The sequence below is a fragment of the Mycolicibacterium lacusdiani genome (genome assembly GCF_021916785.1).
Classification (GTDB): Bacteria; Actinomycetota; Actinomycetes; order Mycobacteriales; family Mycobacteriaceae; genus Mycobacterium; species Mycobacterium lacusdiani.
The window spans coordinates 274,864-301,142 of sequence record NZ_JAKCFC010000007.1 but is presented as its reverse complement, the minus strand read 5'-3'; the positions used below and the strand labels follow the sequence as shown (position 1 = coordinate 301,142).

25 protein-coding genes are annotated in these 26,279 nt (G+C 69.8%); 11 read left to right on the top strand and 14 right to left on the bottom strand.

From position 1 onward, the window contains the following. From LOK44_RS21455 to LOK44_RS21440, 4 genes are all read left to right on the top strand, one after another. Positions 1 to 684: a thioredoxin-like domain-containing protein gene (locus LOK44_RS21455; RefSeq protein WP_237572095.1), complete on the top strand. Its 684-nt coding sequence runs from the start codon at positions 1 to 3 to the stop codon at positions 682 to 684. A gap of 3 nt (positions 685 to 687) precedes the next feature. Next, positions 688 to 1,305 carry a DUF305 domain-containing protein gene (locus LOK44_RS21450; RefSeq protein ID WP_237572094.1) on the top strand — a complete coding sequence of 206 codons (618 nt, stop codon included), beginning with the start codon at positions 688 to 690 and terminating at the stop codon, positions 1,303 to 1,305. Positions 1,306 to 1,420: 115 nt separating this feature from the next. Beyond that, entirely contained in the window at positions 1,421 to 2,692 is a 1,272-nt protein-coding gene (locus tag LOK44_RS21445; RefSeq protein WP_372481284.1) for a L,D-transpeptidase, read from the top strand. A 45-nt stretch (positions 2,693 to 2,737) separates the two neighbouring features. Continuing rightward, positions 2,738 to 3,952: a DUF7373 family lipoprotein gene (locus LOK44_RS21440; protein ID WP_237572093.1), complete on the top strand. Its 1,215-nt coding sequence runs from the start codon at positions 2,738 to 2,740 to the stop codon at positions 3,950 to 3,952. A 3-nt stretch (positions 3,953 to 3,955) separates the two neighbouring features. Here LOK44_RS21440 and LOK44_RS21435 read toward each other — a convergent pair whose 3' ends face one another. Continuing rightward, positions 3,956 to 5,413 carry a protein adenylyltransferase SelO gene (locus LOK44_RS21435; protein WP_237572092.1) on the bottom strand — a complete coding sequence of 486 codons (1,458 nt, stop codon included), beginning with the start codon at positions 5,411 to 5,413 and terminating at the stop codon, positions 3,956 to 3,958. A gap of 184 nt (positions 5,414 to 5,597) precedes the next feature. Here LOK44_RS21435 and LOK44_RS21430 point away from each other — a divergent pair, with 184 nt between their 5' ends. Together LOK44_RS21430 and LOK44_RS21425 are read left to right on the top strand one after the other, a co-directional pair. Beyond that, positions 5,598 to 6,086, top strand: coding sequence for an SRPBCC family protein (locus tag LOK44_RS21430; RefSeq protein WP_237572091.1), 489 nt, complete (start codon positions 5,598 to 5,600; stop codon positions 6,084 to 6,086). Between the two features lie 6 nt (positions 6,087 to 6,092). Continuing rightward, positions 6,093 to 7,685 carry a phytoene desaturase family protein gene (locus tag LOK44_RS21425; RefSeq protein ID WP_237572090.1) on the top strand — a complete coding sequence of 531 codons (1,593 nt, stop codon included), beginning with the start codon at positions 6,093 to 6,095 and terminating at the stop codon, positions 7,683 to 7,685. A 61-nt stretch (positions 7,686 to 7,746) separates the two neighbouring features. Here the strand turns inward: LOK44_RS21425 and katG are convergent, their stop codons facing one another. Next, positions 7,747 to 10,002, bottom strand: a complete 2,256-nt coding sequence (katG, locus tag LOK44_RS21420; protein WP_237572089.1) for a catalase/peroxidase HPI — start codon at positions 10,000 to 10,002, stop codon at positions 7,747 to 7,749. A 51-nt stretch (positions 10,003 to 10,053) separates the two neighbouring features. After that, positions 10,054 to 10,485, bottom strand: a complete 432-nt coding sequence (locus LOK44_RS21415) for a Fur family transcriptional regulator (protein ID WP_237572088.1) — start codon at positions 10,483 to 10,485, stop codon at positions 10,054 to 10,056. A 219-nt stretch (positions 10,486 to 10,704) separates the two neighbouring features. On the opposite strand from LOK44_RS21415, the gene LOK44_RS21410 reads away from it, so the two are divergent. Together LOK44_RS21410 and LOK44_RS21405 are read left to right on the top strand one after the other, a co-directional pair. Next, positions 10,705 to 10,881, top strand: a complete 177-nt coding sequence (locus tag LOK44_RS21410; RefSeq protein WP_237572087.1) for a hypothetical protein — start codon at positions 10,705 to 10,707, stop codon at positions 10,879 to 10,881. A 171-nt stretch (positions 10,882 to 11,052) separates the two neighbouring features. Next, positions 11,053 to 11,457 (top strand): hypothetical protein, encoded by a 405-nt coding sequence (locus LOK44_RS21405; RefSeq protein WP_237572086.1) that lies wholly within the window; start codon positions 11,053 to 11,055, stop codon positions 11,455 to 11,457. A gap of 4 nt (positions 11,458 to 11,461) precedes the next feature. Here the strand turns inward: LOK44_RS21405 and LOK44_RS21400 are convergent, their stop codons facing one another. Further along, a complete protein-coding gene (locus LOK44_RS21400; RefSeq protein ID WP_237572085.1) occupies positions 11,462 to 12,505 on the bottom strand; it encodes a hypothetical protein in 1,044 nt (347 codons plus the stop codon). Between the two features lie 79 nt (positions 12,506 to 12,584). On the opposite strand from LOK44_RS21400, the gene LOK44_RS21395 reads away from it, so the two are divergent. Continuing rightward, positions 12,585 to 13,001 (top strand): VOC family protein, encoded by a 417-nt coding sequence (locus LOK44_RS21395; RefSeq protein ID WP_237572084.1) that lies wholly within the window; start codon positions 12,585 to 12,587, stop codon positions 12,999 to 13,001. 29 nt (positions 13,002 to 13,030) lie between these two features. Continuing rightward, positions 13,031 to 16,993 carry an ATP-dependent RNA helicase HrpA gene (gene hrpA, locus LOK44_RS21390; protein ID WP_237572083.1) on the top strand — a complete coding sequence of 1,321 codons (3,963 nt, stop codon included), beginning with the start codon at positions 13,031 to 13,033 and terminating at the stop codon, positions 16,991 to 16,993. A gap of 2 nt (positions 16,994 to 16,995) precedes the next feature. On the opposite strand, the gene LOK44_RS21385 is transcribed toward hrpA, so the two are convergent. The 10 genes from LOK44_RS21385 to LOK44_RS21340 all read right to left on the bottom strand — a co-directional run bounded on the left by LOK44_RS21385 (position 16,996) and on the right by LOK44_RS21340 (position 25,543). Further along, a complete protein-coding gene (locus LOK44_RS21385; protein WP_237572082.1) occupies positions 16,996 to 18,918 on the bottom strand; it encodes a potassium transporter Kup in 1,923 nt (640 codons plus the stop codon). Positions 18,919 to 19,015: 97 nt separating this feature from the next. After that, complete coding sequence (locus LOK44_RS21380; RefSeq protein ID WP_170314484.1) at positions 19,016 to 19,183, bottom strand: hypothetical protein; 168 nt, start codon at positions 19,181 to 19,183, stop codon at positions 19,016 to 19,018. A gap of 167 nt (positions 19,184 to 19,350) precedes the next feature. Further along, positions 19,351 to 20,004 (bottom strand): MOSC domain-containing protein, encoded by a 654-nt coding sequence (locus LOK44_RS21375; protein WP_237572081.1) that lies wholly within the window; start codon positions 20,002 to 20,004, stop codon positions 19,351 to 19,353. A 16-nt stretch (positions 20,005 to 20,020) separates the two neighbouring features. Further along, entirely contained in the window at positions 20,021 to 20,728 is a 708-nt protein-coding gene (locus LOK44_RS21370; protein WP_237572080.1) for a hypothetical protein, read from the bottom strand. Continuing rightward, positions 20,725 to 21,693 carry a vWA domain-containing protein gene (locus tag LOK44_RS21365; protein WP_237572079.1) on the bottom strand — a complete coding sequence of 323 codons (969 nt, stop codon included), beginning with the start codon at positions 21,691 to 21,693 and terminating at the stop codon, positions 20,725 to 20,727. The genes LOK44_RS21370 and LOK44_RS21365 overlap by 4 nt, the downstream gene beginning before the upstream one ends. Beyond that, complete coding sequence (locus LOK44_RS21360; RefSeq protein WP_237572078.1) at positions 21,690 to 22,658, bottom strand: hypothetical protein; 969 nt, start codon at positions 22,656 to 22,658, stop codon at positions 21,690 to 21,692. Before LOK44_RS21360 ends, LOK44_RS21365 begins: the two co-directional genes overlap by 4 nt. Continuing rightward, positions 22,649 to 23,122 (bottom strand): hypothetical protein, encoded by a 474-nt coding sequence (locus tag LOK44_RS21355; RefSeq protein WP_237572077.1) that lies wholly within the window; start codon positions 23,120 to 23,122, stop codon positions 22,649 to 22,651. The genes LOK44_RS21360 and LOK44_RS21355 overlap by 10 nt, the downstream gene beginning before the upstream one ends. Then, positions 23,112 to 23,984, bottom strand: coding sequence for a DUF58 domain-containing protein (locus tag LOK44_RS21350; RefSeq protein WP_237572076.1), 873 nt, complete (start codon positions 23,982 to 23,984; stop codon positions 23,112 to 23,114). The genes LOK44_RS21355 and LOK44_RS21350 overlap by 11 nt, the downstream gene beginning before the upstream one ends. Positions 23,985 to 23,994: 10 nt before the next feature. Then, positions 23,995 to 24,996, bottom strand: coding sequence for an AAA family ATPase (locus tag LOK44_RS21345; RefSeq protein ID WP_163920500.1), 1,002 nt, complete (start codon positions 24,994 to 24,996; stop codon positions 23,995 to 23,997). A 55-nt stretch (positions 24,997 to 25,051) separates the two neighbouring features. Next, positions 25,052 to 25,543 (bottom strand): MSMEG_6728 family protein, encoded by a 492-nt coding sequence (locus tag LOK44_RS21340; RefSeq protein ID WP_237572138.1) that lies wholly within the window; start codon positions 25,541 to 25,543, stop codon positions 25,052 to 25,054. Between the two features lie 40 nt (positions 25,544 to 25,583). Between LOK44_RS21340 and LOK44_RS21335 the strand changes: the two genes are divergently transcribed. Next, complete coding sequence (locus LOK44_RS21335) at positions 25,584 to 26,270, top strand: GAP family protein (RefSeq protein ID WP_237572075.1); 687 nt, start codon at positions 25,584 to 25,586, stop codon at positions 26,268 to 26,270. The last annotated feature ends 9 nt before the right edge of the window (positions 26,271 to 26,279 follow it).

Genomic DNA, 26,279 nt, shown 5'->3' with positions numbered 1-26,279 from the left:
ATGGCAGAGGACCGACCCACGTCGCGGATGTTCGCAGGCATGCCCTGGGGCACGATCATCGCGGTGGTGGTCGTCGCGGTCATCGGCGCGGTGCTGTGGGTGACGCTGGGTTCGCGGTCCTCGGGCGACGACCAGCAGGCCGCCTCCGACGCCAGTTCCGATCCAGCCGGCGACATCCCGGGCGTCGTCGAGATCGAGTACCCCGCGGGCGATCACGTCGAGGCGCCCAAGCGGGTCGCCTACGACCAGTCGCCGCCGTTCGGCGGCACGCACGACCAGATCTGGGCGACGTGCACCGGGGTCGTCTACCCGACCGCCATCCGATCCGAGAACGCCGTGCACTCGCTCGAGCACGGCGCGGTGTGGATCACGTACAACCCCGACGTAGCGACCGCCGACCAGATCGACGTGCTCTCGGCGATGGTCGAGGGCCAGCCGTACACGCTGATGTCGCCCTACCCGGGCCTCGACACCCCCATCTCGATCCAGTCCTGGGGACATCAGCTCAAGCTCGACGATCCGAGCGACCCGCGACTCGTCGAGTTCATCGAGGCGCTGCGGCTCAACGAGAGCGCCTACCCGGAGCCCGGGGCCAGCTGCGCATCGCCGTCCTTCGACGTGAACAACCCGCCGCCGTTCGACCCCAACCCGCCGGGACCGGACGCCGCGCCGGTCACGGAATAGCAGGTGAGGTGGCTCCCGCTCGGGGCCGTGCTGCTGGTCGCCGTGGGCGTCGGCTTCGGCTTCCTGCTGCGCGGTGACGCCGACCCGCCCGCCGCAGGCCTGATCGACGTCGGATTCCTGCAGGACATGTCGGTCCACCACGACCAAGCCGTCGACATGGCGGCCACCGAGTTGACCGGCGGCGCCGACCCCGCCGTGAAGAACCTCGCGTTCGACATCCTCACCACGCAGCAGAACCAGATCGGCCGCATGCAGGGCTGGCTGACGGCGTGGGACGAGCCGCTGCTGCCGACCGGCGGACACATGGCGTGGATGGGCGGTGGGCACGGCTCGCACGGGGCTGCGCACGGGCCGGTGGCCACGATGCCGGGGATGGCCGACGCAACGGAACTCGCCCGTCTGCGCGCCGCCACGCCAGCCGACCGCGACGTGCTGTTCCTGCAGCTGATGCTGCGCCACCACCAGGGTGGCGCCGAGATGCTCGCCGTGGGCGCCGAACACGCCGAGACGGGCTACGTGCGCGACCTGGCCCGACGGATGTCGGCCACCCAGTCCGCCGAGAGCGAGCTGCTGACCGACATGCTGCGCCAGCGCGGGGCCTCGGTGCTTCCGTTGCGCTGAACGGCCCAATCTCCGTTCGCTGCATCACGATTCGGCGTCGCCGGGTCCAGCGTGTCTGCGGGGACGCCGTGATGCCGGTACGCTCGTCCTACCTACCGACCTTCGGAGATTTGAGTTGACTGCGCACCCCCGACATCGGTTGCTGATGCTGATGGTCGTCGGCGTCATCGCCACCCTGGTGATGGCGTCGCAGAGCGGATCGTCGACGGCGGCGGTCCCCTCGGATACCGCCGCGTCGAACGTCGCGGCGGCAAAGAACGGGGTGTTGCTGCCGGCGCGCGAACCGGCCGCCGTCGAGATCACACCCGCATCCGGTGCAGAGGACGTCGCCCCCGGTGACGGCGTCGGCGTAAGGGCCTCCTCGGGGACGCTGACGGAAGTGCGCATGACCAACGCTGCGGGCCGCACCGTGCAGGGCTCCCTCTCGCAGGACCGGCGCACGTGGCGGCCGACCGAACCACTCGGCTACGGCCGCGACTACACCCTGGCGGTCACCGCGAGGGGAACCGACGGCACCACGACGACGCAGAAGTCGGACTTCTCGACCGTCGACCCGGACCTGCTGCTCGACGTCTCGCTGAACACCACGGCCGGAACCCGGCTCTCCAACGGCGGCACCTACGGCGTCGGCACCGTCGTGGTGGCCCAGTTCGACGCCTCGGTTGGCGACCGCGCAGCAGCTCAGCGCAGGCTCGTCGTCGAGACGTCGCCTCCCGTGGAGGGCGCGTGGACCTGGATCAGCGACAGCAAGGCGCACTGGAGGCCGCGCGAGTACTTCCCGTCGGGCACCCAGGTGACGGTCAAGGCCAACGTCTACGGCGTCGACCTCGGCGACGGCGTGTACGGGCAGGAGGACCGGCAGGTGTCGTTCCGGATCGGCCGCTCCCACGTGTCGATCGCCGACGACGTCACCAAGCAGGTCAGTGTGTTCATCGACGGCAAGCTGGCGCGGACGATGCCCACGTCGATGGGCCGCGGCGGCACCACGAACGTCGGCGGGAAGAGCATCCACTTCTGGACCCAGCCGGGCGTCTACACCGTGATGGACAAGGCCAATCCGGTGCTGATGGACTCCTCGACCTACGGTCTGCCCGTCTCGTCGTCGGCCGGCTACCGGATCAGCGTCCCGTACGCCACGCGCATCAGCCCCGACGGGATCTACCTGCACGAGCGCGAGGCCACGGTGTGGGCACAGGGCAACCGCAACGTCTCGGCCGGATGCCTGAACTTGAGCATGGACAACGCCAAGTGGTTCTACGAACTGTCCCAGCCCGGTGACGTCGTCGAAATCCGCAACACCGGTGGCAAACCGCTCGAACAGTGGCAGAACGGCGACTGGAGCGTGCCCTGGGACCAATGGCTGCGCGGCAGCGCGTCACGCGCCTGACACGAAACAACGCGAAAGACGCTCTCCGAACGCTAGATTGGCACCGTGTCTAGCCAGAGACTGAGATTCGGGGCCCTGGTGGCCTGTGCGCTGCTGCTGGCCGGGTGTGGTGGTGGCTCGCAAAACGCCGACGGCAGTTCCGGCGCCGAGAGCACTGGCGCATCGCCGAAACCCTCGGTCGTCAGCCCGGATCGATTGGACGCCGGGAGGTACCCGACGGCGCCGCGTCCGCCCCTGGGCAACGCGGGTCTACCGGCGACCGGCGTGGTCGTCGACGCCCAGCACATGGCCGACTACGTCGTCGGTCCATGGGACGTCGACGAGGCCGCCATCGCGCCGTACCTCGGGGGCACCTTCCTGCTGAACAGCGGCAAGGCCCTCGAACAGCTCGGGCCGCCGCAGATCGCCGCCGCAGCCGACCAGCGCGGCATGGTCAACGGGTTCGCCTCCGCGCGGCAGGCACCGGAGAAACTGGTGCTCGTCAACGCCGTCCTGCGCTTCCCCGACGCCGAGGCGGCGAAGGCGGCCAGCGCCGACATGAACGGCGCGGGAGCGCAGCAGCAGATCCAGGGCAAGGCCCCGACGCCCACGGAGATCCCCGACCATCCCGATGCGCTCGCCTCCACCTACCCCTTCACCCCGCACGGCTCTGGCAAGACGTGGGCCGCCGTCCGGTCGTTCACCCCGCACGGCACGTACGTGCTGATGCAGGTGGCCCAGTCGGTCGACGGCGTGGAGGCCGCGGCGAAGGCCGTCGCCTCGGCCATCGACAAGCAGCGCCCGGCGATCGACGAGTTCACGCCAGGGGCGATCGACGCCATGGCCGACGTCCCACTCGACCCGACTGGGCTACTCGCGCGCACCGTTCCCGGTGGGCCCGAGACGCCGACGACGAAGAACGCGGTGTACTCGCTGCGCGGCGCCCTGCACTTCCAGAGCAACCCGGTGGGCTCGAAGGAGCTGTTCACCGACAACGGCGTCGACGCCGTCGCGATGGCGGACGCCAACGTCTACCAGGCCAGGGACGAGTCGGCCGCGGCCAACGTCGCCGACGCGTTCGGCGTCGAGGTGTCCACCAACGGCGTCGAGGCCGCCGACCCGGTGCCCGGGCTGCCCGACAGCCGCTGCCTGAAGTTCCCCGCGGGGTTCTACTGCGTGGCCCCCGCCGGCAGGTACGCCATCGAGGTGCAGGGCAAGGAGCTACCCGACGCACACCAGCGGGTGGCGGCCCAGTACGTGATGCTCACCGCGCACGGCTGAGGGTCAGGTGCCGCAGAACGTCCGGTAGGCGCCGAAGTCCTCCGGCGCGGGCTCGGCGTAGCGCTGCAGACCCTCGCGCTGCTCGTACGGCGAGGCGACGACGTCGACCAGCCGCGTGAACGGTTCCACGTCACCATTCGTGGCAGCGGTGAGCGCCTCCTCGACCAGGTGGTTGCGAGGGACGTAGATCGGGTTGACCCGGTCCATGGCGTCGACGTCGGGTGACAGTGCCCGCCACCGGCCCAGCCACGCGTCGAAGCCGGCGAGGTCGATGAACACCCCGCGCGCAGGCTCGGAGTCACCGCGCGCTGCCGCGCCGAGGGACCGGAAGAACGACGTGTAGTCGACGTGGCTGCCGGCGAGCAGCTCGAGCAGATCGGTCACCAGCGGGCCCGCCGCGGCCTCGTCGACGTGAGACAGGCCGAGCTTGGCCCGCATGCCCGCGGTCCACGCCGCCTCGTAGCGCGGGCCGAAACCGCCGAGCGCCTCGGTGGCCAGCTCGATGGCCCTGTCCTGGTCGTCGTCGATCAGCGACAGCAGCGTCTCGGCGAACCGCGCGAGATTCCATGCCGCAATGGCGGGTTGGTTGCCGTAGGCGTAGCGCCCGGCGTGGTCGATCGAGCTGAACACCGTCACCGGGTCGAACGCATCCATGAACGCGCACGGGCCGTAGTCGATGGTCTCGCCGGAGATCGTCATGTTGTCGGTGTTCATCACGCCGTGCACGAATCCGACCAGCATCCAGCGCGCGATCAACTCGGCCTGCACGGCGGCCACCGACTCGAACAGCGCCAGGTACGGCCGTTCGGCGTTCGCGGCCTCGGGGTGGTGACGGGCGATGGCGTGGTCGGCGAGCCTGCGCAACAGTCCGGCGTCGCGGGTGAGCGCGGCGTAGACGAAGCTGCCGACCCGCAGGTGACTGCTCGCAACGCGGGTCAGCACCGCACCCGGCAACGGCGTCTCGCGGAACACCCGCTGGCCGGTCGCCGTGACCGCCAGCGAGCGGGTGGTGGGGATGCCGAGCCCGTGCATGGCCTCGCTGATCACGTACTCGCGCAGCATCGGCCCCACCGCCGCGAGTCCGTCCCCGCCGCGCGAGAACGGCGTCGCCCCCGAGCCCTTGAGATGGATGTCGCGACGGCGGCCGTCGGCGGTGACGATCTCGCCGAGCAGGAGTGCGCGGCCGTCACCCAGACGCGGGACGAGTCCGCCGAACTGGTGCCCGGAGTAGGCCTGCGCAACAGGGCGCGCGCCGTCGGGAACGGACGTGCCGATGAGGAAGCCGACGCCGTCGGGACTGCGCAGCCACCCGGGGTCGAGACCGAGGTCGGCGGCCAGCGGTTCGTTGAGGACCACGAGTCGCGCGTCGGGCGCGTCGGCCGCCTGCCACGGGACCGACATCTCGGGCAGATCGCGCGCGAACAGGTCGTCGAGGACGAACGTCGGTGCGGGCGTACTCATGTCATCGACGGTACTGAAGGGGCCGCCGCACCGACGGCCGTGCCGTGGAACTCCATGACCTCCCGATACCCAGTGATGCGCCCGTCACACCCGAGGCGTGGGCTCCGGTACTGGCCGGTACCGGTGTTTGATGATCAGCCCGCCGGGTAGCTAACTGGCCGGTGACCAGGAAAGGAATGCTTTGATGGCGCAACCCGAGGAACTGGAGAGCAGCCTCACGGTCAAGCGCACCACGACCGCCAGCCGCGACCGGGTATGGGACGTGATCGCCGACGGCTGGACCTACTCGCAGTGGGTGGTCGGCAACAGCCGCATGCGGGCGGTGGACCCGGAGTGGCCGCAGCCGGGCAGCACCATCCGGCACTCCGTCGGCGTGTGGCCGGTGCTCCTGGACGACAGCACGGTGAGCGTCGAGTGCATCCCCGGCGAAAAGCTGGTGATGGTCGCCAACGGCAGGCCGTTCGGCAAGGCCCGGATCACTCTGACCCTCTCGGACGTCGACGGCGGCGGCTGCCGCATCGAGATGGCCGAGGTCCCGATCACCCCGCCCCTGAACTGGCTGCCCAAGCGCGCGTCGCTCGCCGCGGCGTTCCCACGCAACCGCGAATGCACCTGGCGGCTCGCGGCTCTCGCCGAGCGCAAGCTGCCCAAGGACCTCCCGAATGACGAGTGACGCGGCGTGACCGAAACCGTCGACGCCGTCGTCATCGGCGCAGGACACAACGGGCTGGTGGCCGCGACCCTGCTCGCCGAAGCGGGGTGGGACGTCACCGTGCTCGAAGCGCAGGAGGAACCGGGCGGCGCGATCAAGAGCAAGGAGGTCGTACCCGGGTACGTCACCGACCTCTACAGCGCGTTCTACCCGCTGTCGGTCGCCTCTCCCGCGCTGCGCAACCTCAACCTCGAAGACCACGGGCTGAAATGGGCACACTCACCGGCCGTCGTGGGGCACGCGCGTGACGCCGACGACGAGGACGCGCCCGTCATCTACCGCGACATCGACTCCACCGCAGCACTTCTCGACCGCAACCAGCCCGGCGACGGACGACGCTGGTGCGACCTCTTCGAGCAGTATCAGCGCATCAAGGACCCGCTCCTGGCCGCCCTGTTCGCGCCGTTCCCTCCGGTACGCGGCGCCACCGGTCTGCTGCGCAAGCTCGGCACCGCCGACGCGCTGCGGTTGGTGCACCAGCTGCTGATGCCCGCGGGCGTGATGGCGCAGCACCTGTTCGATGGCGACGCGGCCCGACTGTTGTTGCTGGGCAACGCCATGCACGCCGACGTTCCGATCGACGCACCCGGTAGCGGCGTGATGGGCTATCTGCTGATCATGATGGCCCAGGACGGCGGTTTCCCGGTTCCGGTGGGCGGAGCCGGCGAACTCACCGCGGCGATGGTGCGACGCGCCGAGGCGGCGGGCGCGCGTGTCGAGTGCGGTCGGCCGGTCGAGGCGATCGAGGTCAGCGGCGGCCGTGCAGTCGCCGTCCGGACCGCCGACGGCCGCACGGTGCGCTGCCGCAAGGCCGTCGTCGCCGACACCTCTGCGCCGCAGCTGTACCAGAAGCTGCTACCCGCCGAGGGACTGCCGCGGGCATTCGCGGACGGCCTCGACCGCTTTGTCTGGGACACCCCGGTGCTGAAGATCAACTACGCACTGCGCGAACCGATCCCGTGGCGTTCGAAGAGCCTGGCCGGCGCCGGTACCGTGCACCTCGGCGCCGACCACGACGGGCTGATCCGCTGGATGGCGGACCTCAACACGCGGACGCTGCCCGAGCTGCCGTTCATGCTGTTCGGTCAGATGACGACGGCCGACCCGACGCGGTCGCCTGCGGGCACCGAGAGTGCTTGGGCCTACACGCATCTGCCGCGCGGACTGTCCGACGACGCGTCGGCCGACGAACTCGGCGCCCGCGTCGACGACGTGCTCGAGCAGCATGCCCCCGGCTTCAGCGACAACATCGTCGGCAAGCTGGTGCAACGGCCGTCCGACCTGGAGGCCAGCGACGCGAACCTGCACACCGGAGCCGTCAACGGCGGCACGTCACAGTTGTTCCAGCAGTTGATCTTCCGGCCCGCTCCCGGGCTCGGCCGTGCCGAGACGCACGTGGAGAACGTGTTCCTCGGCAGCGCCGGCGCCACCCCCGGCGGCGGCGTGCACGGCGTGTGCGGACGCAACGCCGCCCGAGCCGCGCTGGCGTCCGACGGGGCGTTCGGCTGGCCCAGGCGTCGGCTCACCCGCGCGGCGCAGCGCCTGCTCACCGGCGGCTGAGACCCCCGAACACGAAGACACCCGCGCGCCGATCGGCACGCGGGTGTCCTCGTCAATCAGATCAGAACTTTTCGAGGTCGAACCGGTCGTTGTTCATGACCTTGACCCACGCTGCGACGAAGTCCTCGACGAACTTGCCCTTGCCGTCGTCCTGGGCGTAGACCTCGACCAGGGCGCGCAGCACCGAGTTTGAGCCGAACACCAGGTCGTTGGCCGTGGCGGTCCACTTGAGTTCGCCCGTGGCGCGGTCGCGGCCCTCGTAGACGTTCTCCGAGTTCTGCGACGGCTTCCACTCGGTGCTCATGTCGAGCAGGTTGACGAAGAAGTCGTTCGTCAGCACACCCGGCGTCTGGGTGAAGACACCGTGCTTGGAGCCACCGTGGTTGACGTTCAGCGCACGCAGACCACCGACGAGGACGGTCATCTCCGGAGCCGTGAGGTCCAGGAAGTACGCCTTCTCGACGAGCTGCTGCTCCAATGCCGTCTTCTCGCCAGGGCGGACGTAGTTGCGGAACCCGTCGGCCCGCGTCTCGAGGACCTGGAACGCCTCGACGTCGGTCTGCTCCTGCGACGCGTCGGTGCGACCCGGCGCGAAGTGCACGTTGATCTCGTAACCCGCGTCCTTGGCGGCCTTCTCGACCGCTGCGGAACCGGCCAGCACGATCAGGTCGGCCAGCGAGATCTTCTTGCCGCCGGAGGCCGAGGCGTTGAAGTCCTGCTGGATCTGACCCAGCGTGGGCAGCACCTTGGCCAGCTCGGCGGGCTCGTTGGCCTCCCAGCTGCGCTGCGGCTCGAGACGGATGCGTGCGCCGTTGGCGCCGCCGCGCTTGTCGGTGCCACGGAAGCTCGAGGCGGACGCCCACGCCGTCTTGATCAACTGCTGAACCGTCAGGCCGGAGTCGAGCACCTTGCTCTTCAGCGAGGCGATGTCCGACTCGTCGACCAGCGGGTGGTCGACCGCGGGCACCGGGTCCTGCCACAGCTGCGGCTCGGCGACCCACGGGCCGAGGAAGCGGCTGACCGGGCCCATGTCGCGGTGGAGCAGCTTGTACCAAGCCTTCGCGAAGGCCTCGTTCATCTCCTCGGGATGGTCGAGCCAGCGGCGGGTGATCTTGCCGTAGATGGGATCGACGCGCATCGAGACGTCGGTGACCAGCATCGTGGGCTTGCGCTTCTTGGTCGGGTCGAAGGGATCAGGGATGATCGCCTCGGCGTCCTTTGCCTCGAACTGCCATGCGCCTGCGGGGCTCTTGGTCAGCTCCCACTCGTTCCCGTACAGGATCTCCAGGTAGCGGTTGCTCCACTTGGTCGGCTTGTCGGTCCAGACGACCTCGAGGCCACTGGTGATCGTGTCGCCGGCCTTGCCGGAGGCGAACGCGCACTTCCAGCCCAGACCCTGCTGCTCGATCGGGGCGCCCTCGGGCTCCGGGCCGACGAGGTCGCCGTCACCGGCACCGTGGGTCTTGCCCAGCGTGTGGCCGCCGACGATCAGTGCGGCGGTCTCCTCGTCGTTCATGGCCATGCGGCCGAAGGTCTCGCGGATGTCGTGGGCGGCGGCCAGCGGATCCGGCTTGCCCTCGGGGCCTTCGGGATTGACGTAGATCAGACCCATGGTGGTGGCGCCGAAGGGCTCCGCCAGCTTGCGGTCGCTGTCGTTGGTGCCGCCGTAGCGGGCGTCGGTGCCCAGCCAGGTGTCCTCCTGGCCGAAGAGGATCTCCTCGGGCTGGAAGATGTCCTCGCGGCCGAACGCGAAGCCGAAGGTCTCGAAGTCCGCGGACTCGAGCGCGACGTTGCCCGCGAACACGATCAGGTCGGCCCAGGAGATCTTGTTGCCGTACTTCTGCTTGACGGGCCACAGCAGGCGGCGCGCCTTGTCGAGGTTCGCGTTGTCGGGCCAGCTGTTGAGCGGCGCGAACCGCTGGGAGCCCTGGCCGCCGCCGCCGCGTCCGTCGAAGATGCGGTAGGTGCCCGCGGCGTGCCAGCTCATGCGGATGAACAGGCCTGCGTAGCTGCCGTAGTCGGCGGGCCACCAGTCCTGGGAGGTGGTGATGACGTTCAGGACGTCGGCCTTGAGCGCGTCGACGTCGAGCTTGGCGAACTCTGCGGCGTAGTCGAAGTCCTCGCCGAGCGGGTTGCCCTTGGCCGGCTGCTTGTGCAGCACCGAGACGTCGACCTGCTCTGGCCACCAGTCCTGGTTGGTCCGCGGCGCGTGCGACTGCGGCTTGGGGGAGTCGATGACCGGGTTCTCCGACTCACTGTGGCTGGCGGTGTTGGCGTCGGAGTGGGGCGGGCGGGCATCGGAGGTATCTGACGACACGTACTTCCCTTTCTTCATTCTTCGGTGGGGCTGTCGATCACGGGCTGTGATCTAGGAACTTCGGACTTCAATGCAATCGGGGCACAGGCCCCAGTAGATGACCTCGGCCTCGTCGATGACGAAGCCTTGATCATCCGAAGCGGTGAGGCATGGCGCGTCGCCGACGGCGCAGTCCACGTCGGCGATGACGCCACACGAACGGCAGACCACGTGATGGTGGTTGTCGCCGACGCGGGTCTCGTAGCGGGCCAGGGACCCGTTGGGTTGGATGCGGCGGATGAGGCCCGCGGCGGTGAGGGCGTTGAGGGCGTCGTACACGGTCTGGTGCGACACGTCGGGCGTCGACTCCCGCGCGGCACGAATGATGGTCTCGGTCTCGGCGTGCGGGTTGTCGCTGACTGCGCTCATCACCGAGAGGCGTGGCTGGGTGATGCGGAGCTTGGCCCCCCGCAGCAGCAGCCGGTAGTCCGGATCGTCGGTCATCGGATCGAGTCTCCCGCGTTTATTGGAACATTTCAAGAAAACGCTCGAAAAAGGTTGGGTGACGTCTCGGCGTCGAGCCGATCCTGCCACCCGTCGTTCAATCTCTGCCACTGGAAATGAACCGTCTGACCTGTGAGTTCTACCTGTCAGACCGGCTGGAGAAACCTCCTCCCGGACCAGCAGAACTTCAAGAGCAGCACTCCAGGAAGAGGGATCATCATGAAGAAGTCAGCCTTCGCCACCGTCGCAGGGTTCGTCGCCACCGGCTTCGCCGCCGCACTGTTCGGGCTCGCCGCCCCCGCATCGGCCGACATCGTGCACCACGACTGGGTCCAGGACATCCAGCAGTCGGCCACCGTCGGCAGCGCCACCTCGACCGTGGGCAACGGCCGCTAGTAAGACCACTTCGAAGGGGCACCCGAGCGATTCGGGTGCCCCTTCTTCGTCTGTGGGGTTGGGGTCCCGCGATGACATCAGCACCCGCGAGTGGTCTACCTCGACGGGGCAGCACGCTCGCCCTGCCGATGGTCGTCCGATCGACGACAATCACGTGCACGGAGGTCAACCATGAACTGGCAAGACGCGCGTCGGAGTTCGGGCAGGCGGGCGTGCGCGCTGCTCGCCGCCAGTTCCGCCGTGCTGCACGCGCTCTCGCTCGGCCACGCGAGCAATCCGGCCATGGCGATCGTGATGGCCGGGATGATCGCGGCCTGCCTGTTCTGCGCGCACGACCTGTGGACGCGAGGCACGTCCCGCGCCTGGGTGCTGGTCGCCACGATGAACGTCGCGATGATCGCGCTGCACATGCCCACCGCGTCGCACCGACACGGCGACGTGACCTCGGGCCCCGCTCCCGCATTGCCCGCTGCCATGGCGGTGGCCACGGTGATCGCCGTCGTCGAGGTGATCGTCGCCGTGGCGGTACTGGCTCACCGCAGCCGCGGCACGGCCCGCAGGCTCGGCGCCGCCTGACCCGCTAGGGCCCCACCACCGCGATCGCGTCGACCGCGGGCGGCCCGAGCGGGAAGCGCCTGCCACTGTCCTCGATCACCAGCGTCCCCGACGGCTCAGGAGCGACCCCGACCTTCGGCACGATCAGCGCACGCTGACCCGGCACGACCTCGGTGGCCTCCAGCGCGACGGTCCGCGGAGCGGCCTCGACGAGTCCCGCGTCGCCGAGCTGCCACGTCAGCGGTGAGTAGTAGCTCTCCGTCTCGCACTGCCACGTCGCGAGGCTCAGCGACATCGGCTTGCCGTCGGGCCACCACATCTCCAGCACCCGGGAGCCGATGACGAAGTTCGGGGCCGCCACGTCGTAGGTCTCCTGCGAGCCGTCGGCGCCGGACACCACCACCGCGGCCGTGCCGCACGAGTTGCTGGTCCGGCGGTACAGCGCATAGGCCAGCCGGCTGCCGTCGGGGCTCAGTACCGCCGAGACGACCGGGGTGTTCGCGTCGGCGGTGCCCAGCGCCGTCGGCTCCGCGTCGCCGTGCACGGCGTAGAGGGTGTCGGGACCTCCGAATGGTGACGGCTCCGACTCGGTGCGTGCGACGACGACCGTGCCGTTGCGGGCGGTCAGCAGCATGGCGTCGGACGCCCCGGCCTGACGGGGCAGGTCGATCTCCTGGCGCAGCGCCGGCTGACCGGTGGGATCGGCGAGGTCGAGCTGCATCAGCCGGTTGGGCTGCTCCCACCACACGATCGTGCTGCCGCCACCGGTGCCCAATGCCGAATCGATCGATACCGCAACGGCTCTCGAGGTCCTGGCCGCCACGTCGAGGACCGTGACGCCGCCGTCGGATGACCGCGCGAAGACGTACCTGCCGTCCTCGGTCGCCAGCGGGTCGCTCGATGGCGCGAAACTGCCCGGCGCCGTCGCGACCACCGTCGTTCCGTCGACCAGACCGATCTCGGAGGCCGCGCGGTAGGCGAGCAGCGGTCCGCTGGGTTCGGGGGGTGGTGCCGTCGTGGTACCGCAGGCCGCCACCAGGCAGGCGACGGCCGCAAGGATCGACGACACCGCAAGGCGAATGCTTCGATGTCGTTTCTTCACGACTCCCATGTAAGCCGAAATCGCCGCGGCGGGCAGAATCGGTGACGTGACCACTGCCCCTGACGGTGCCTCTGACGCCGAAACCCCCGCGCCGGTCGGCCGCCTGGGCGCCACCTCGATCGACTGCCCCGATCCGGCCCGGCTCGCCGACTTCTACAGCGCTCTCCTGGGCATGCGTCGCCTGGTCGAGGCCCCCGACGGCAGCGTCATCGCGATCGGTGACGGCGCGCAGACGCTCGCTTTGATGCGCGTCGACGGCTACGTCGCGCCGACCTGGCCGGAGCCCGGACAGCTGCAGCAGATGCACCTCGACGTGTCGGTGACCGACCTCGACGACGCGGTGACGCGGGCCGTCGCCCTCGGTGCGCGTGAGGCCGGACACCAGCGCGACCCCGGGCGGTGGCGGGTGCTCATCGACCCCGCGGGCCACCCGTTCTGTCTCACCACGGTCGGCGCGAACTGAGTCGGCTCCGACGGCCTAAAGTTGGCTGAGTGTCCGAACCGTCCCGCGATGAGCTGAGAGCACTGCGCGGGCGGCTAGACCACCTGACGATCCGCGACGCCGCCCGGTTCGGGCGCCGGCTGCGCTCCATGCGCAACGTCACGCCGGAACAGGTGGAGCGGATCGCCCAGCAGATCGCGTCGGCGGAAGCGCTCGTCGCCACCCGCGAGTCCGCCGTACCCCAGGTCACCTACCCGGATCTGCCGGTCAGCGACCGCCGTGACGACATCGCCGCCGCGATCACGGCCAATCAGGTGATCGTCGTCGCGGGCGAGACGGGCTCGGGCAAGACGACGCAGCTGCCGAAGATCTGCCTCGAGCTGGGCCGCGGCGTGCGCGGCACGATCGGTCACACCCAGCCGCGACGCCTCGCCGCCAGAACGGTGGCCCAGCGCGTCGCCGACGAACTGGGCACCCCGCTGGGCGACGTCGTCGGCTACACCGTGCGGTTCACCGACCAAGCCAGCAACCGCACCCTGGTCAAGCTGATGACCGACGGCATCCTGCTCGCCGAGATGCAGCGCGACCGCCGGCTGCTCGCCTACGACACGCTGATCCTCGACGAGGCCCACGAACGCAGCCTCAACATCGACTTCCTGCTGGGTTACCTGCGCGAGCTGCTGCCCCGTAGACCCGATCTCAAGGTGATCGTCACGTCGGCGACCATCGAGCCCGAACGCTTCGCCGCGCACTTCTCCGACCGCCACGGCGTCCCCGCGCCCATCGTCGAGGTCTCCGGCCGCACCTATCCCGTCGAGATCCGTTACCGCCCGTTGGAAGTCGAGGTCACCGATGACGCCGACAACGACGATCCGGACGACCCCGACCGCGAGATCGTCCGTACTCCGGCCTTTGGTCTTCGCGCAAGCGGCTCATCCGAAATGCGCGACCCGACCGAGGCCATCGTCGACGCCGTCCGAGAACTCGAGTCCGAACCGCCTGGCGACGTGCTGGTGTTCCTCTCCGGAGAACGCGAGATCCGCGATACCACCGAGGCGTTGCGCGACGCGATGCGCGGCGACCGGTTCCCGACCGAGGTGTTGCCGCTCTACGCCCGGCTGCCGACCGCCGATCAGCAGAAGGTGTTCGCACCGCACACCAACAGACGGGTCGTGTTGGCCACCAACGTGGCCGAGACGTCACTGACCGTGCCTGGCGTGCGCTACGTCGTCGACCCCGGCACGGCGCGCATCTCGCGCTACAGCCGCCGGACGAAGGTGCAGCGGCTGCCGATCGAACCGATCTCTCAGGCGTCGGCGTCGCAGCGTGCGGGCCGCTCCGGGCGGACCGCCCCCGGCGTGTGCATTCGCCTGTACTCCGAAGCAGACTTCGAAACTCGGCCCCGCTACACCGATCCCGAGATCCTGCGCACCAATCTCGCCGCGGTGATCCTGCAGATGGCCGCGCTGGGGCTTGGCGACGTCGAGGCGTTCCCCTTCCTCGACCCGCCGGAGGCGCGCAGCATCCGCGACGGCGTGATGCTCCTGCAGGAACTCGGTGCCTTCGACCGCATTGGGGCGATCACCGACGTGGGGCGCCGGCTGGCCCGGCTGCCGCTGGACCCGCGCATCGGACGCATGATCCTGCAGGCCGACACCGAGGGCTGCGTGCGCGAAGTGCTGATCCTCGCGGCGGCGCTGTCGATCCCCGACCCGCGGGAGCGGCCCGTCGACAAGGAGGAGGCGGCGCGCCAGAAGCATGCCCGCTTCGCCGACGAGCACTCCGACTTCGTGTCGTTCCTCAACCTGTGGCAGTACGTGTCGGAACAGCGCAGGGAACGCTCCGGCAGTTCGTTCCGCCGAATGTGCCGTGAGGAGTTCCTGCACTACCTGCGCATCCGCGAATGGCAGGATCTCGCCGGTCAATTGCGCAGCATCGCCAAGGATCTCGGCATCCACGAACAGGACGAGCCCGCCGACCCGGCCAGCGTGCACGCCGCTCTGACCGCCGGGCTGCTGTCGCACGTGGGACTGCGCGAGGGTGACTCCCGCGAGTACCAGGGTGCGCGCAACACCAGGTTCGTGCTCGCGCCGGGCTCGGTGCTGACGCGCCGACCGCCGCGCTGGATCGTCGTCGCGGACCTCGTGGAGACCAGCCGCCTGTTCGGCCGGGTCGCCGCTCGCGTGGAACCCGAGCTGGTGGAGCGCGTCGCGGGAGACCTGGTGCAGCGGACCCACAGTGAACCGCACTGGGACGCGAACCGCGGAGCGGTCATGGCCTTCGAGCGCGTCACGCTGTTCGGCTTGCCGCTGGTGCCGAGGCGCCGGATCGGCTACGGGCAAATCGATCCCGTGCTGTCGCGCGAACTGTTCATCCGGCATGCACTGGTGGAACGGGACTGGCAGACCCGTCACCACTTCTTCCGCGACAACGGCCAGCTGCTCGAGGAACTCGCCGAGATCGAAGAGCGTGCCAGACGCCGCGACCTGCTGGCCGGTGACGACGAGATCTACGCCCTCTACGACGCCCGCATCCCTGCGGACGTGGTGTCGGCCAGGCACTTCGACGCCTGGTGGAAGAAGCAGCGGCACCGCACGCCTGACCTGCTGACGTTCACCCGCGCCGACCTGCTGCGCGGCGACGATGCCCTCGACCAGCCCGACCGGTGGGAGGCAGGCGACCTCTCGCTGCCGATCACCTACAAGTTCGAGCCTGGTGCGGAGGACGACGGCATCACGGTGCACGTTCCCGTCGAGGTGCTGGCCCGCCTCGGCGGCGACGAGTTCGCCTGGCACGTCCCGGCGTTGCGTGAGGAACTGATCGCCGCGCTGCTCAAGTCGCTGCCGAAGGAGCTGCGCCGCAACTTCGTTCCGGTCCCGGACACGGCTCGGGCCCTGCTGTCGACGTTCGATCCCGGTGACCGGCCGCTGCTCGACGCGCTACAGCAGGAGTTGCGCAGGCGCACAGGCGTTCTGGTGCCGATCGACGCCTTCGACGTGGAGAAGGTGCCCGCCCACCTGCGCGTGACGTTCGCGGTCGAGGGTTCCGACGGCTCGGAGGTGGCTCGCGGCAAGGACCTCGACGGACTGAAGGAGCGGCTCGACGCACCGATGCAGCGCGCGGTCGCCGACGTGGTCGCGGGTGGTCTGGCGCGAAAGGGGTTGCGCGGCTGGCCCGACGACCTCGACGAGGTGCCACGGGCGATCGACAGCACCAGCGGCGGCAACACCGTGCGCGGCTACCCGGCGTTCGTGGACGTGGGCAAGGCGGTGGACCTGACGGTGTTCGCCTCCGAGGTCGAGCAGCGGGCCAGGATGGCGCCGGGCCTGCGGCGGCTGGTGCGCCTCGACGTCCCGTCACCGGTCAAGGCCGTGGAGCGCGCACTCGACCTGCGCACGCGGCTGGTCGTCGCCGACAATCCCGACGGCTCGCTGTCCGCGCTGATCGACGACTGCGCCGACGCCGTCACCGACACCCTGATCACCACACCCGCGTGGACGAAGGCCGAGTTCGCCGCGTTGCGCGCCAAGGTGTCGAAGACGTTGGCGTCCAGCACCATCGACGTCGTCAGTCGCGTGTCGAACGTGCTCGGCGCGGCGCACGACGTCCGTCTCGCCCTGCTCGAGCGGCCGGTGCCCGCGCAGGCCGCGTCGATCGCCGACGTCCGCGCACAACTGGCGGGGCTACTCCCGGCGGGGTTCGTGACGGCGACGGGGATCGCGCATCTGGCCGACCTCACGCGGTACCTCACCGCGATCGGGCGGCGGCTCGACCGCCTGCCGCACGGCGTCAACGCCGACCTCGAACGGATGGCCCGCGTGCATGCCGTGCAGCATGCCTACGACGAACTGGTTGCGGCGCTGTCACCGGCCCGCGCTGCGGCGTCCGACGTGACCGACATCGCCCGCCAGATCGAGGAATTCCGGGTCAGCCTGTGGGCGCAGCAGCTCGGCACCCCGCGGCCGGTCAGCGAGCAGCGCATCTACCGCGCGATCGACGCGGTGCTGGGCTGACGTCAGACCTCGAGGCGGGCACCGATGATGACGGTCCGATCGACGGGGAGCCTGAAGTGCGCGGCAGCGTCGGCGGTGATGTACGACGTCGCGACGAAAAGCCTGGTGCGCCAGGGCGGCATCGTCGGCTTGGCGCAGACGACCAACTCGAGCTTCGACAGGAAGTAGGACGCGTCGTCGAGGTCGATCGGTCCCTCGGTCTGGTTCGGGTCGAGGAGGCGCAGTGCCGCGGGGACGTCGGGTCGTTCGAGATATCCGTAGCGGGCCCGGACGAAGATGATGCCGTCACCTACGAGGTCGAGGTCCTCGACCGTCACGCGATCCGAATCTGGTATGCGCGGAACGGGTTCGACCTCCATCGAGAGGATGACGACGTGCCGGTGCAGGACGTGGTTGTGCTCGACGTTGGCCCGCATCGACAGCGGCGCGGTGTCGTCGCCGCGGTTGAGGAAGATGGCGGTTCCGGGCACGCGCACCAGCGGCGGGTCGCGGTGGAGCAACCCGCTGACGAACGGTCGCAGCGGTCCCTCGACGTCGGCGCGCTTGCGGGTGACGATGGCCCGCCCCCGCTGCCAGGTGGTCATCACGGTGAACGCCGAGATGGCGATCAGCAGGGGCAGCCACGCGCCGTGGACGAGCTTGGTGAGGTTGGCGGCGAAGAACATCAGGTCGACGGCCAGTAGCAGGCCGCCGCCGCCCAGCACCGCCCACAGCGGCCAGTGCCAGCGGGTCCTCGCGTAGTACAGGAACAGCGTCGTGGTGATCGTGATGGTTCCGGTGACCGCCATGCCGAACGCGTAGGCCAGGGCGTCCGACGACCGGAACGCGAACACCAGGATCAGCACGCCGATCAGCAGGACGCCGTTGATGAACGGGACGTAGATCTGTCCGATGGTCGAGGCCGAGGTGTGTGCGATCCGCAGCCGCGGGAGGTAGCCGAGCTGAGCCGCCTGCGAGGCCACCGAGAACGCGCCGGTGATGACGGCCTGGGAGGCAATCACCGTTGCGGCGGTGGCCAGTACGACCATCGGCACCAGCGCCCAGTCCGGCGTCAGGAGGAAGAACGGCGCCTCGACCTTGCTCTCGTCGCCGAGCAGCAGCGCGCCCTGGCCGAGATAGCTCAGCGTCAGCGCGGGTAGTGCGAGGCCCAGCCACCCGATGGTGATGGCCTTGCGTCCGAAGTGGCCCATGTCGGCGTACAGCGCTTCGGCGCCGGTCACGGCCAGCACGACCGCCGCCAGCGCGAAGAAGCCGATGTGGAAGTGGCCGGCCATGAATCCCAGTGCGTACGTGGGGGATAGGGCCGTGAGGATCTCGGGCTCGCGGACGATGCCGCCGATGCCGCACGCGCCGATCGCCAGGAACCACACGATCATCACCGGACCGAAGAAGCGGCCGACGGCGGCCGTGCCGCGGCGCTGGACCGAGAAGAGCAGCACGATGATGACGGCCGTGATGGGTACGATCCACGGCGCGAGTTCGGGCTCGACGATCTTGAGGCCCTCGACCGCGGACAGCACGGAGATCGCCGGGGTGATCATGCTGTCGCCGAAGAACAGTGCGGCGCCGAATATCCCGAGACCCGCGAGCATGAGCGAGGTGCGGCGACCGCGGCCGTGCGTGCGCTGACGCAGCAGCGTGATGAGCGCCATGATGCCGCCCTCGCCGTGGTTGTCCGCCCGCATGACCAGGCTGACGTAGGTGAGGGTGACGATCACCATGACCGACCAGAAGATCAGCGACACGATGCCGTAGACGTGGTCGCGGGCGACGGGAACCGGGTGGGGATCGTCGGGATCGAACACCGTCGCAATCGTGTAGATCGGGCTGGTGCCGATGTCGCCGAACACGATGCCCAGCGCGCCGACCACTATGCCCGTCGACAGGCGTGGCGCGTGCGAGGGCGGTGCGGAATTCGCGGGCACGGCGCGATCGTAAGCCCGACCGCCTGTGCGTCGACCGTCCGGACACGCAAGAGGGGCACCCGCGCTTGGCGGGTGCCCCTCGAGGATCGTGCGGGGGTCAGCGGCTCTGGTGCACCGTGGTGTCCGTGTAGGGCACGGTGGCCGTCGGCTGAATCTCGTCGAGCCACGTGTGGTGGTCGATGCCTGCCTGAGCTGGCGCTGCGAGTCCGAGGACCGCTGCGGCCATACCGCTGGCGACGATCGAGGCGAATCCGAACTTCTTCATTGCGTGTGTCACTTCTTTCGATCTATTGAGTTGTACGAACCGTGGCGCTGATGTCGCGGATCGAACGCTGTGTCGACAGGCGCGAGACGTCGAGCCGGTCTGCCTGTTGTAACCGCCGTGTTACGTCGTTTGATTCCAGCTGTGCGGCAGGACACATGGGGGCGGCCTTACGACGCAGCGCGCCTGCGGGCCTGGCGCTTGAGTGACTCGGGCAGCTCGTCGGCCGCGAGCAGGCTGGGCATCAGGTCGGGCTCGAGCATCATCGCCCGGTAGACCGTCGCGATCGTCACGCCGTGCTCGGGCCGGCCGAACACCTCGATCTCGTCACCGGCCGCAACGGGCCCGGACTCGAGCACTCGCAGATAGGCGCCGGGCGTCCCGCCGTTGGTGAACGTCTTGATCCAGCCCCGGATGCCCATGCGCATCGCGAATGTCTTGCACGGCGTGCGGGGGCGGGTCACCTGCAGCAGCAGTCCGCCCGAGCCCACGCGCCAGCGCTCGCCGATGACGGCGTTGGTGACGTCGACACCCGAGGTGGTGACGTTCTCGCCGAACATGCCGTTGGTGATCTCGCGGTCGATCTGGCCCTGCCAGACGTCGAGGTCCTCGCGGGCGTACGCGTAGACCGCCTGATCGTCGCCGCCGTGGAACTTCGAGTTTCCGATCGAGTCGCCGACGAGACCGCTGCCCAGCCCGCCCCGCATCGCGCCGGGGGGACGCACCTGGACCGGCCCGTCGACCGGCCGCTTGTCGATCCCCGTCGTCGCGGCGCGGACGCCGGGACCGACGTGTGCACTGTTCACCGTCAACACCTTGGCCACGACGTCGAGGCTAGCTTCAGGGCGCGCCGCGCACCGCCGCGCCGTCCTCCAGCAGCTGCCGCAACCGGTCCAGCGGCGGCCCCGGGCCCAGCACCAGCCGCTCGTCGTCGGTCTGGTCGGGCGACGTGCCGGCTCCCGGCGGCGGCGCGCCAGCGGGCGGCGGTGGGGGAGGAGCCGCGGCGGGCGGCGGAGGAGCCAGCGGCCGCTCCAGGATTGCGATCTTGTTGGCGAGCCGGTCGGTCGCCTGCTCGCGGACCGTGCGGCGTTCGGGGTCGGCATCGTCGTTGCCCGCGAAGCAGCCTGCGGGCGCGCCGGTCACGGTGCCCAACGCTGCCCGGTAGCGGAGCAACGCGGCGGGACCGTCGCCCGCGCCGACGAACGCATCGCCCCACGCCTCGCGCACCAGAGCCAGGTTCACCAGCGCCGGGCAGTCGCCGCCTGCCTCGGCGAAGCGCCGCTCGGCCTCGTCGAACCGGCCCTCGAGCGTGGCGAGCGCCCCCGCTGCGAACGACGTGGCACCGGGGTCGACGACGTCGAAGACCTCCATGGTGGAGACGTCGCCGCGCAACGCCTCGGTGTCGCCGCGGGCGAAGTCGTCGGCCGCGGCATTGCCCGCGATCACCATCGACACCAATTTGGCGATCACCAGCACGACGATCAGTACGGCCGGCGCCGACCACAGCAGCAGGCGTCGGCGACGAGCCAGGTGGGCGGGCCGGGTCACGTGACCACCGCCCTGGTCCTGGACCGTTGTAGGTCGCGCAGCGTCAGCGACAGCTCGAGCAGCAGCAGCGCAGCGGCGAGCATCGCAGGTGCCCAGTAGATCTCGGTCGGCCGCGCCGATGCGGTGACGCCCGACTCCTGCGGCGGCGGACCGGCATCACCGAACATCGCCGAGGTATCGCCCGTGCCGTCGCGCTGCACGAATGGCACGCCCAGCTGCTCGGCAACCGCGCGCAACCGCGGCTCGTCGAGGATCGAGCGTTCCGCCTGGCTTCCCGACAGCGGTGCGCCGCGGGTGGTGCCGTAGCCCAGCACCGCGCCGCCGTCGACCGAACCCTCGGCCACGTCGAAGCGACGCTGCGGAGCCTCGGACGCGCTGGCGCCCGAGCCGACGTAGAAGACGAGGTTGTTGGCGCGCGGGAATTGCTGGCGCGCTCCGATCAGCTGATAGCGCAGCACGTTTCCCGCTGCCGCGACGTTCGTGAGCGCGACGTCGGCGTCGCCGTACGGCTCCATGGCCGCCAGCACCGAACGCAGACTCCAGGTGTCCTGCGACAGCGGCCATTCCAGTGAGGGGCCCGACGCGAAGGCGATGACGGCGAATCGGGCGTCCGGGTAGCGGTCTACCACCGCGGCGATGTCCTCACGCGCGGCGTCCATTCGCGTCCTGCCATCGGGGAGGTCGCCGACGCCCATCTCGGGTGAGCGGTCCACCACCAGGAAGACGTTCGGTTGTCCGTCGGCCGCACCGGCGGGCGTGGTCTGCAGGTCGTCACCGAATACGGGCCGGGCCGCGGCGATCAGCAGCAGCACGACCGCAGCCGTCACCCCCGCCCAGCGCCACACCTGCGTCCGCGTGCGGCGGCGGGCCGAGAGCAGTTGCCGCAGCGACGCGACCCTGGCGACCACCGCGACGGCGGCCACGATCGCCAGCAGGATGGGGGGCAGCACGGGATAGAAGCTCATCGGTGCCTCACCGCCAGAGGCACCAGTGACAGCGCCGCCAGTGCCAGCACCGCGACGGCGAGCGGGACGTCGGGGGACTCGGGTGTCGACACGCGCACCGTCTGCCCCGGTGTCGGGGGCGGTGGGGCGTCGCGGATCTCGGCGAGCCGCACGGCGACGTCACCGCTTGCCGATGCGGACTTGCCCCCGGTGGTGCGGGCGAGGTCGTCGAGGGTGGCGTTGCTCGGACCGGTGACCACGGCGTTCACCTGCACCCCGGCGGTCGTGGCCAGCTCGCGCAACTGCTCGGCACCCACCACCGACGGCCGCGTCTCGTCGGGCGCCCGCAGCGTGCCCGGTCCGACGTAGATCAGCGAACGGCGTTGTGCCCCGGCCTCGTCGAAGTCGGGAAAGCCCGTGAGACACAGGGCGAGGACGTCCTCGGTGCTCTCGGCGTAGTTGGCGTAGGACACCGCGGGAGAGAAGTCCCCGCGACGGGCGGCGTCGGATCCCGCGTACTCGCCGAAGCGGGCCGCGGCGTACTGGTGGTCGCGGGTCATCGGGATCACTCGGCGATTCGGGGACGTCAGCCCGATGCGCTGGGTGTCGAAGGTCGGGACGTGCCCGGCGAAGAAGCGCATCGCCGCGGCCAGTTGCGGATCGTCGACGGGCGAACCGGCACAGACCATCACGTCCTCGGGCTGGCCGGTGTCGGCGTCGTGCGCGGCGGTCGGCAACCCCGTCGGACGCGCCGCCGCGAGCACCGAGGCGCCGCAAGCGAGGACCAGCAGCATCAGGACGGCGATCGTCGCGATCATTCGGCGCCGCACGGCCCGCACGTACGCGGGCAGCTGGGTGAGCCGGTCCACGTTGGCCAGCGGGCGCAGTCGGCGACCGTCGTCGCCAGGCATTGCCAGCGCGACGACGATGCCCGCGGCGAGCGCGACGCACGCCACGATCACGACGAGCCACCAGGTCAACTCCACGTGAGGATCAACTCCTCGGTGGCGCCGCTGAGTTCGCCGACGTCCTCGGCCGACCGTTCGTTGAACGCAACGTCGTTGAGTCGGGCCAGGATTGGCGCGGCAGGCGCGAGGCTGCCCTTGGCGACCTCGTCGACCTGCATGTACTGCGCTCGCACGCCGGTGAATTCGTGCAGGAACTCGCGCAGCGTGCGGCTCAACTCGGCACCGGCCGCGGCGGCTGGCAATTCACCGCTGCGCCTGCGTTCGTCGATCCGGCGGGCCTCGCGCGCAAACCTGCGCCTGACCAGGGCGGCGCGTGCGGACGCGACCAGGCGTGGACCGGCGTTGCGCTCCGGCGGCATCGTCGTCAGGAACACCGCGACGTACCAGCCGATCACGAGAAGCGTCAGCAGCACCGCCGCCCACACCCACGTCGACGACGTCGGCGCCGGGCCGATGACGAAGCGCAGCAGGTCATCCGGCACGGGCGAACACCCCGGTCATGCCGACGAGGCCGGATCGGATGCCGCGACTGCCCTCGAACACGGCGTAGGGGACCGCGCGCGTGGTCATCGCCTCCCAAAGTGCCTCGCGGCGAACCCCTTCGGCCTCCTCGTAAGCGGTGACGACGTCGAATCCGAGATCCAACCCGCTCAGCACGTGGGCGCCGCCGTCGACGTCGTAGCCCCCGGTGTCGTCGTCGGTCGAACTCACGACGGGGTGGTCGGCCGTCATCGCCCACATCACGTCGTGGCGAGGCGTGAGCCGAGAGAGCATGGCGTCGAGGCGTTCACCGGTGTCGGGTTCGTCGGACACCACGACGACGAGGTGGCGATGCCGGTAGTGCTCGCACACCCAGCGCAACTGGGTCAGCACGTCGCTGCGGCCGGGGTGATCGCGCACGTGGTCGAGGTACCGGGTCAGCATGTACTCCAGATGTGTCTCACCGCGGCGCAAGCGGATGTCGACGCAGCCCCTCGAGTCGCCGAAGACCATCCCGATCTGATCGGAGCGGCGCAGCGTGATCAGGCCCAGCGCGCCGATCACGTTCGCCGCGACGTCGGCCTTGCGCTCACCGGAGGGACTGAGCCCCAGCATGTTTCGTCCTCCATCGGCGACGACGAGGATCTTGTGGTGCTTCTCCGACACGAAGCGCTTGATCAGGACGTCGCCGGATCGGGCCGTCGCCTTCCAGTCGATGTCGCGGACGTCGTCGCCAGGGACGTAGGGCCGCAGATCGTCGAATTCGAGGCTGCGCGAATGCAACAGCGAGTAGCGGCCGCCCTCGAGCAGCCCGTTGGTGTCGCGGCCGAAGGACGCCTTGGCGCGGTCGAGATGTCTACCCACGAGACGCGCCCTAGGGCACCCGCACCGCGCGCAGCACCGCGTCGACGACGAGGTCCGGCGTGATGCGTTGGCTCACGGCCTCGAAGCCCAGGATCAGCCGGTGCCGCAGCACGCGGTGGGCCAGCGCGGCGATGTCCTCTGGCATGACGTGACCGCGGCCGCGTAGCAGCGCCAGCGCCCGCGCGCTGCGGCAGAAGGCGATCGTCGCGCGGGGGCTTGCGCCGTACTCGATGAGGCGGGCCATCTCGCCGGGCAGGAACTCCTCGGGTACGCGAGTCACCTCGACGAGCCGGCTGGCGTACTGGATGAGGGCGCGGTCCATGTGCACCGAGCCCGCCACGCGCTGGGCGTGCCGGATGGCGTCGAGTTCGACCGCGGGCGGGGTGCGGTGGGCGCGTTCGTAGAGTCCGGCGTCCATCCGGGAGATCACCTCGACCTCCTCGTCGGCCGACGGGTAGCGCACCAACTCCTTGAGCATGAAGCGGTCGGTCTGGGCCTCGGACAGCGGATACGTGCCCTCCTGGTCGACCGGGTTCTGCGTGGCCATGACGAGGAACGGGTCTGGCAGGGGATATTCGACGCCGGCGATCGTGGTCTGGCGTTCCTCCATCGCCTCGAGCATCGCGCTCTGGGTCTTGGCGCTCGAGCGGTTGATCTCGTCGAGCAGCACGACGTTCGCGTGCACCGGGCCGAGCTGGGTGACGAACGCGTTGTTGGCAGCCTCGTAGATCTGGGTGCCGACGATGTCGCTCGGCAGCAGGTCGGGCGTGCACTGAATGCGGCGGAACTCGCCGCGGATGGACTCGGCGACCACGCGTGCGGCGGTGGTCTTGGCCAGGCCTGGCACGCTCTCGATTAGCAGGTGACCGCCCGCCAGCAGGGCGACGAGCATCGACTCACGCAGGTGGAGTTGGCCCACCACCTTCGCGGAGAAGGCGGCGGCGACGGCATCCACCGTGCGCAACGCCGCATCCAGGTCAGTTCGCTCGAGCTGCGTGCGTGCTGCGGTCATGAATCCTTCCGAAGGTGGCTTGCCCGACGCCCGTGTTTACCCGACCAGGCTAGTTTCATGCCCGCGCGTCCAGCGGAACCCGCCGTTCGCGGTCGGATCCCGGCCACACGTACGGCAGATCGTCGGGTACGTCACCGAACAGCGGGCGGTAGAACTCGGGGTCCTTGCGCACCAGGGCGGACTGGTGGCTGAGGTGAAAGTCGGCGTCGCCGAGCCACGGCGGCAGGTCGCCTGATTCGGCCAGTCTCCGCTGGTCACGGACCTCGTCGATGCCCGTGGTGGCGTGCAGGTCGGCCAGCAGCGTCGGCGCCGTGGTGTCCGCGTGGCCCAGCCGCACCCACGCCTCGCTGGTCACCAAGCCGTAGCGGACCAGCGCCTCCTCGTAGCCGGCCCACATCGCCGCAGCGGGGTGTCGACGCCAGCCGTAGCCGGGAACCGTCAGCGCCCGCAGCACCTGGACCGTCTCCGCGCGCTGTTTGCCGAGCCGCTTGCGATCGAGGTGGGCGGCCGATTCGCTGAAGTCCGGGTACGGCAGGAACGTCTGCATCCGGTTCGGGTACCCGATCGACGGTAGGTTCTCCACTGTCATGTTGGCTCTCCTCCTTCCGCTGGTCGGGTTCGCGTTCCTCGACTCGCTCAACGTCCTGAACCTGGGCGTGACGACCGCGGTGGTGTACGACAGCCGACTGAGCCGCAGGTCACCCCTTCCCGCCGGGGTGAGCTTCATCGTCGGCGTGCTCACCGCGACCACGGTGTTCGGCGTGCTCACCGTGGTGGGCCTGAACCTGCTGACCGACCGCGTGGGCTTCGAGGTGACGCCGACGGTCCGGTACTGGGGTCAGCTGGCGGTCGGGCTGGTGCTCATCGTGCTCGCTGCCGCGTCGGGGCAGGCCCGTGGTGTGGCGCCGCCGGAGCGGGTGGTTGCGGCTGCACGGCGCAATCCCTGGCTCTTCGCGATCGTGGGGCTGGCGGTGGGGTTCGGGCAGTCGGCTACGTCGGTGCCGTACCTGAGCGCGCTGGCATTGATCTCGGCGCACGATCCCATGCCACTGGCGTGGCCGGTGCTGGTGCTCGGCTACTGCGCGGTCGCGTTGTCGTTCTCGGTGTTCGTGCTGGCGCTGTCGACGGTGCGGACGATGCGGGCGCGACGGGTGCAGCGCCACCTCGTCCGCGCGATCACCCGGTACGGGCCGCCGGTCATCCGCGGCCTGTTCCTCGTCGTCGGGGTGGTGCTGGTGGTGGGTGCGCTGCTGAACTACCGGGCGCTCTTCTAGCGCGCCGCC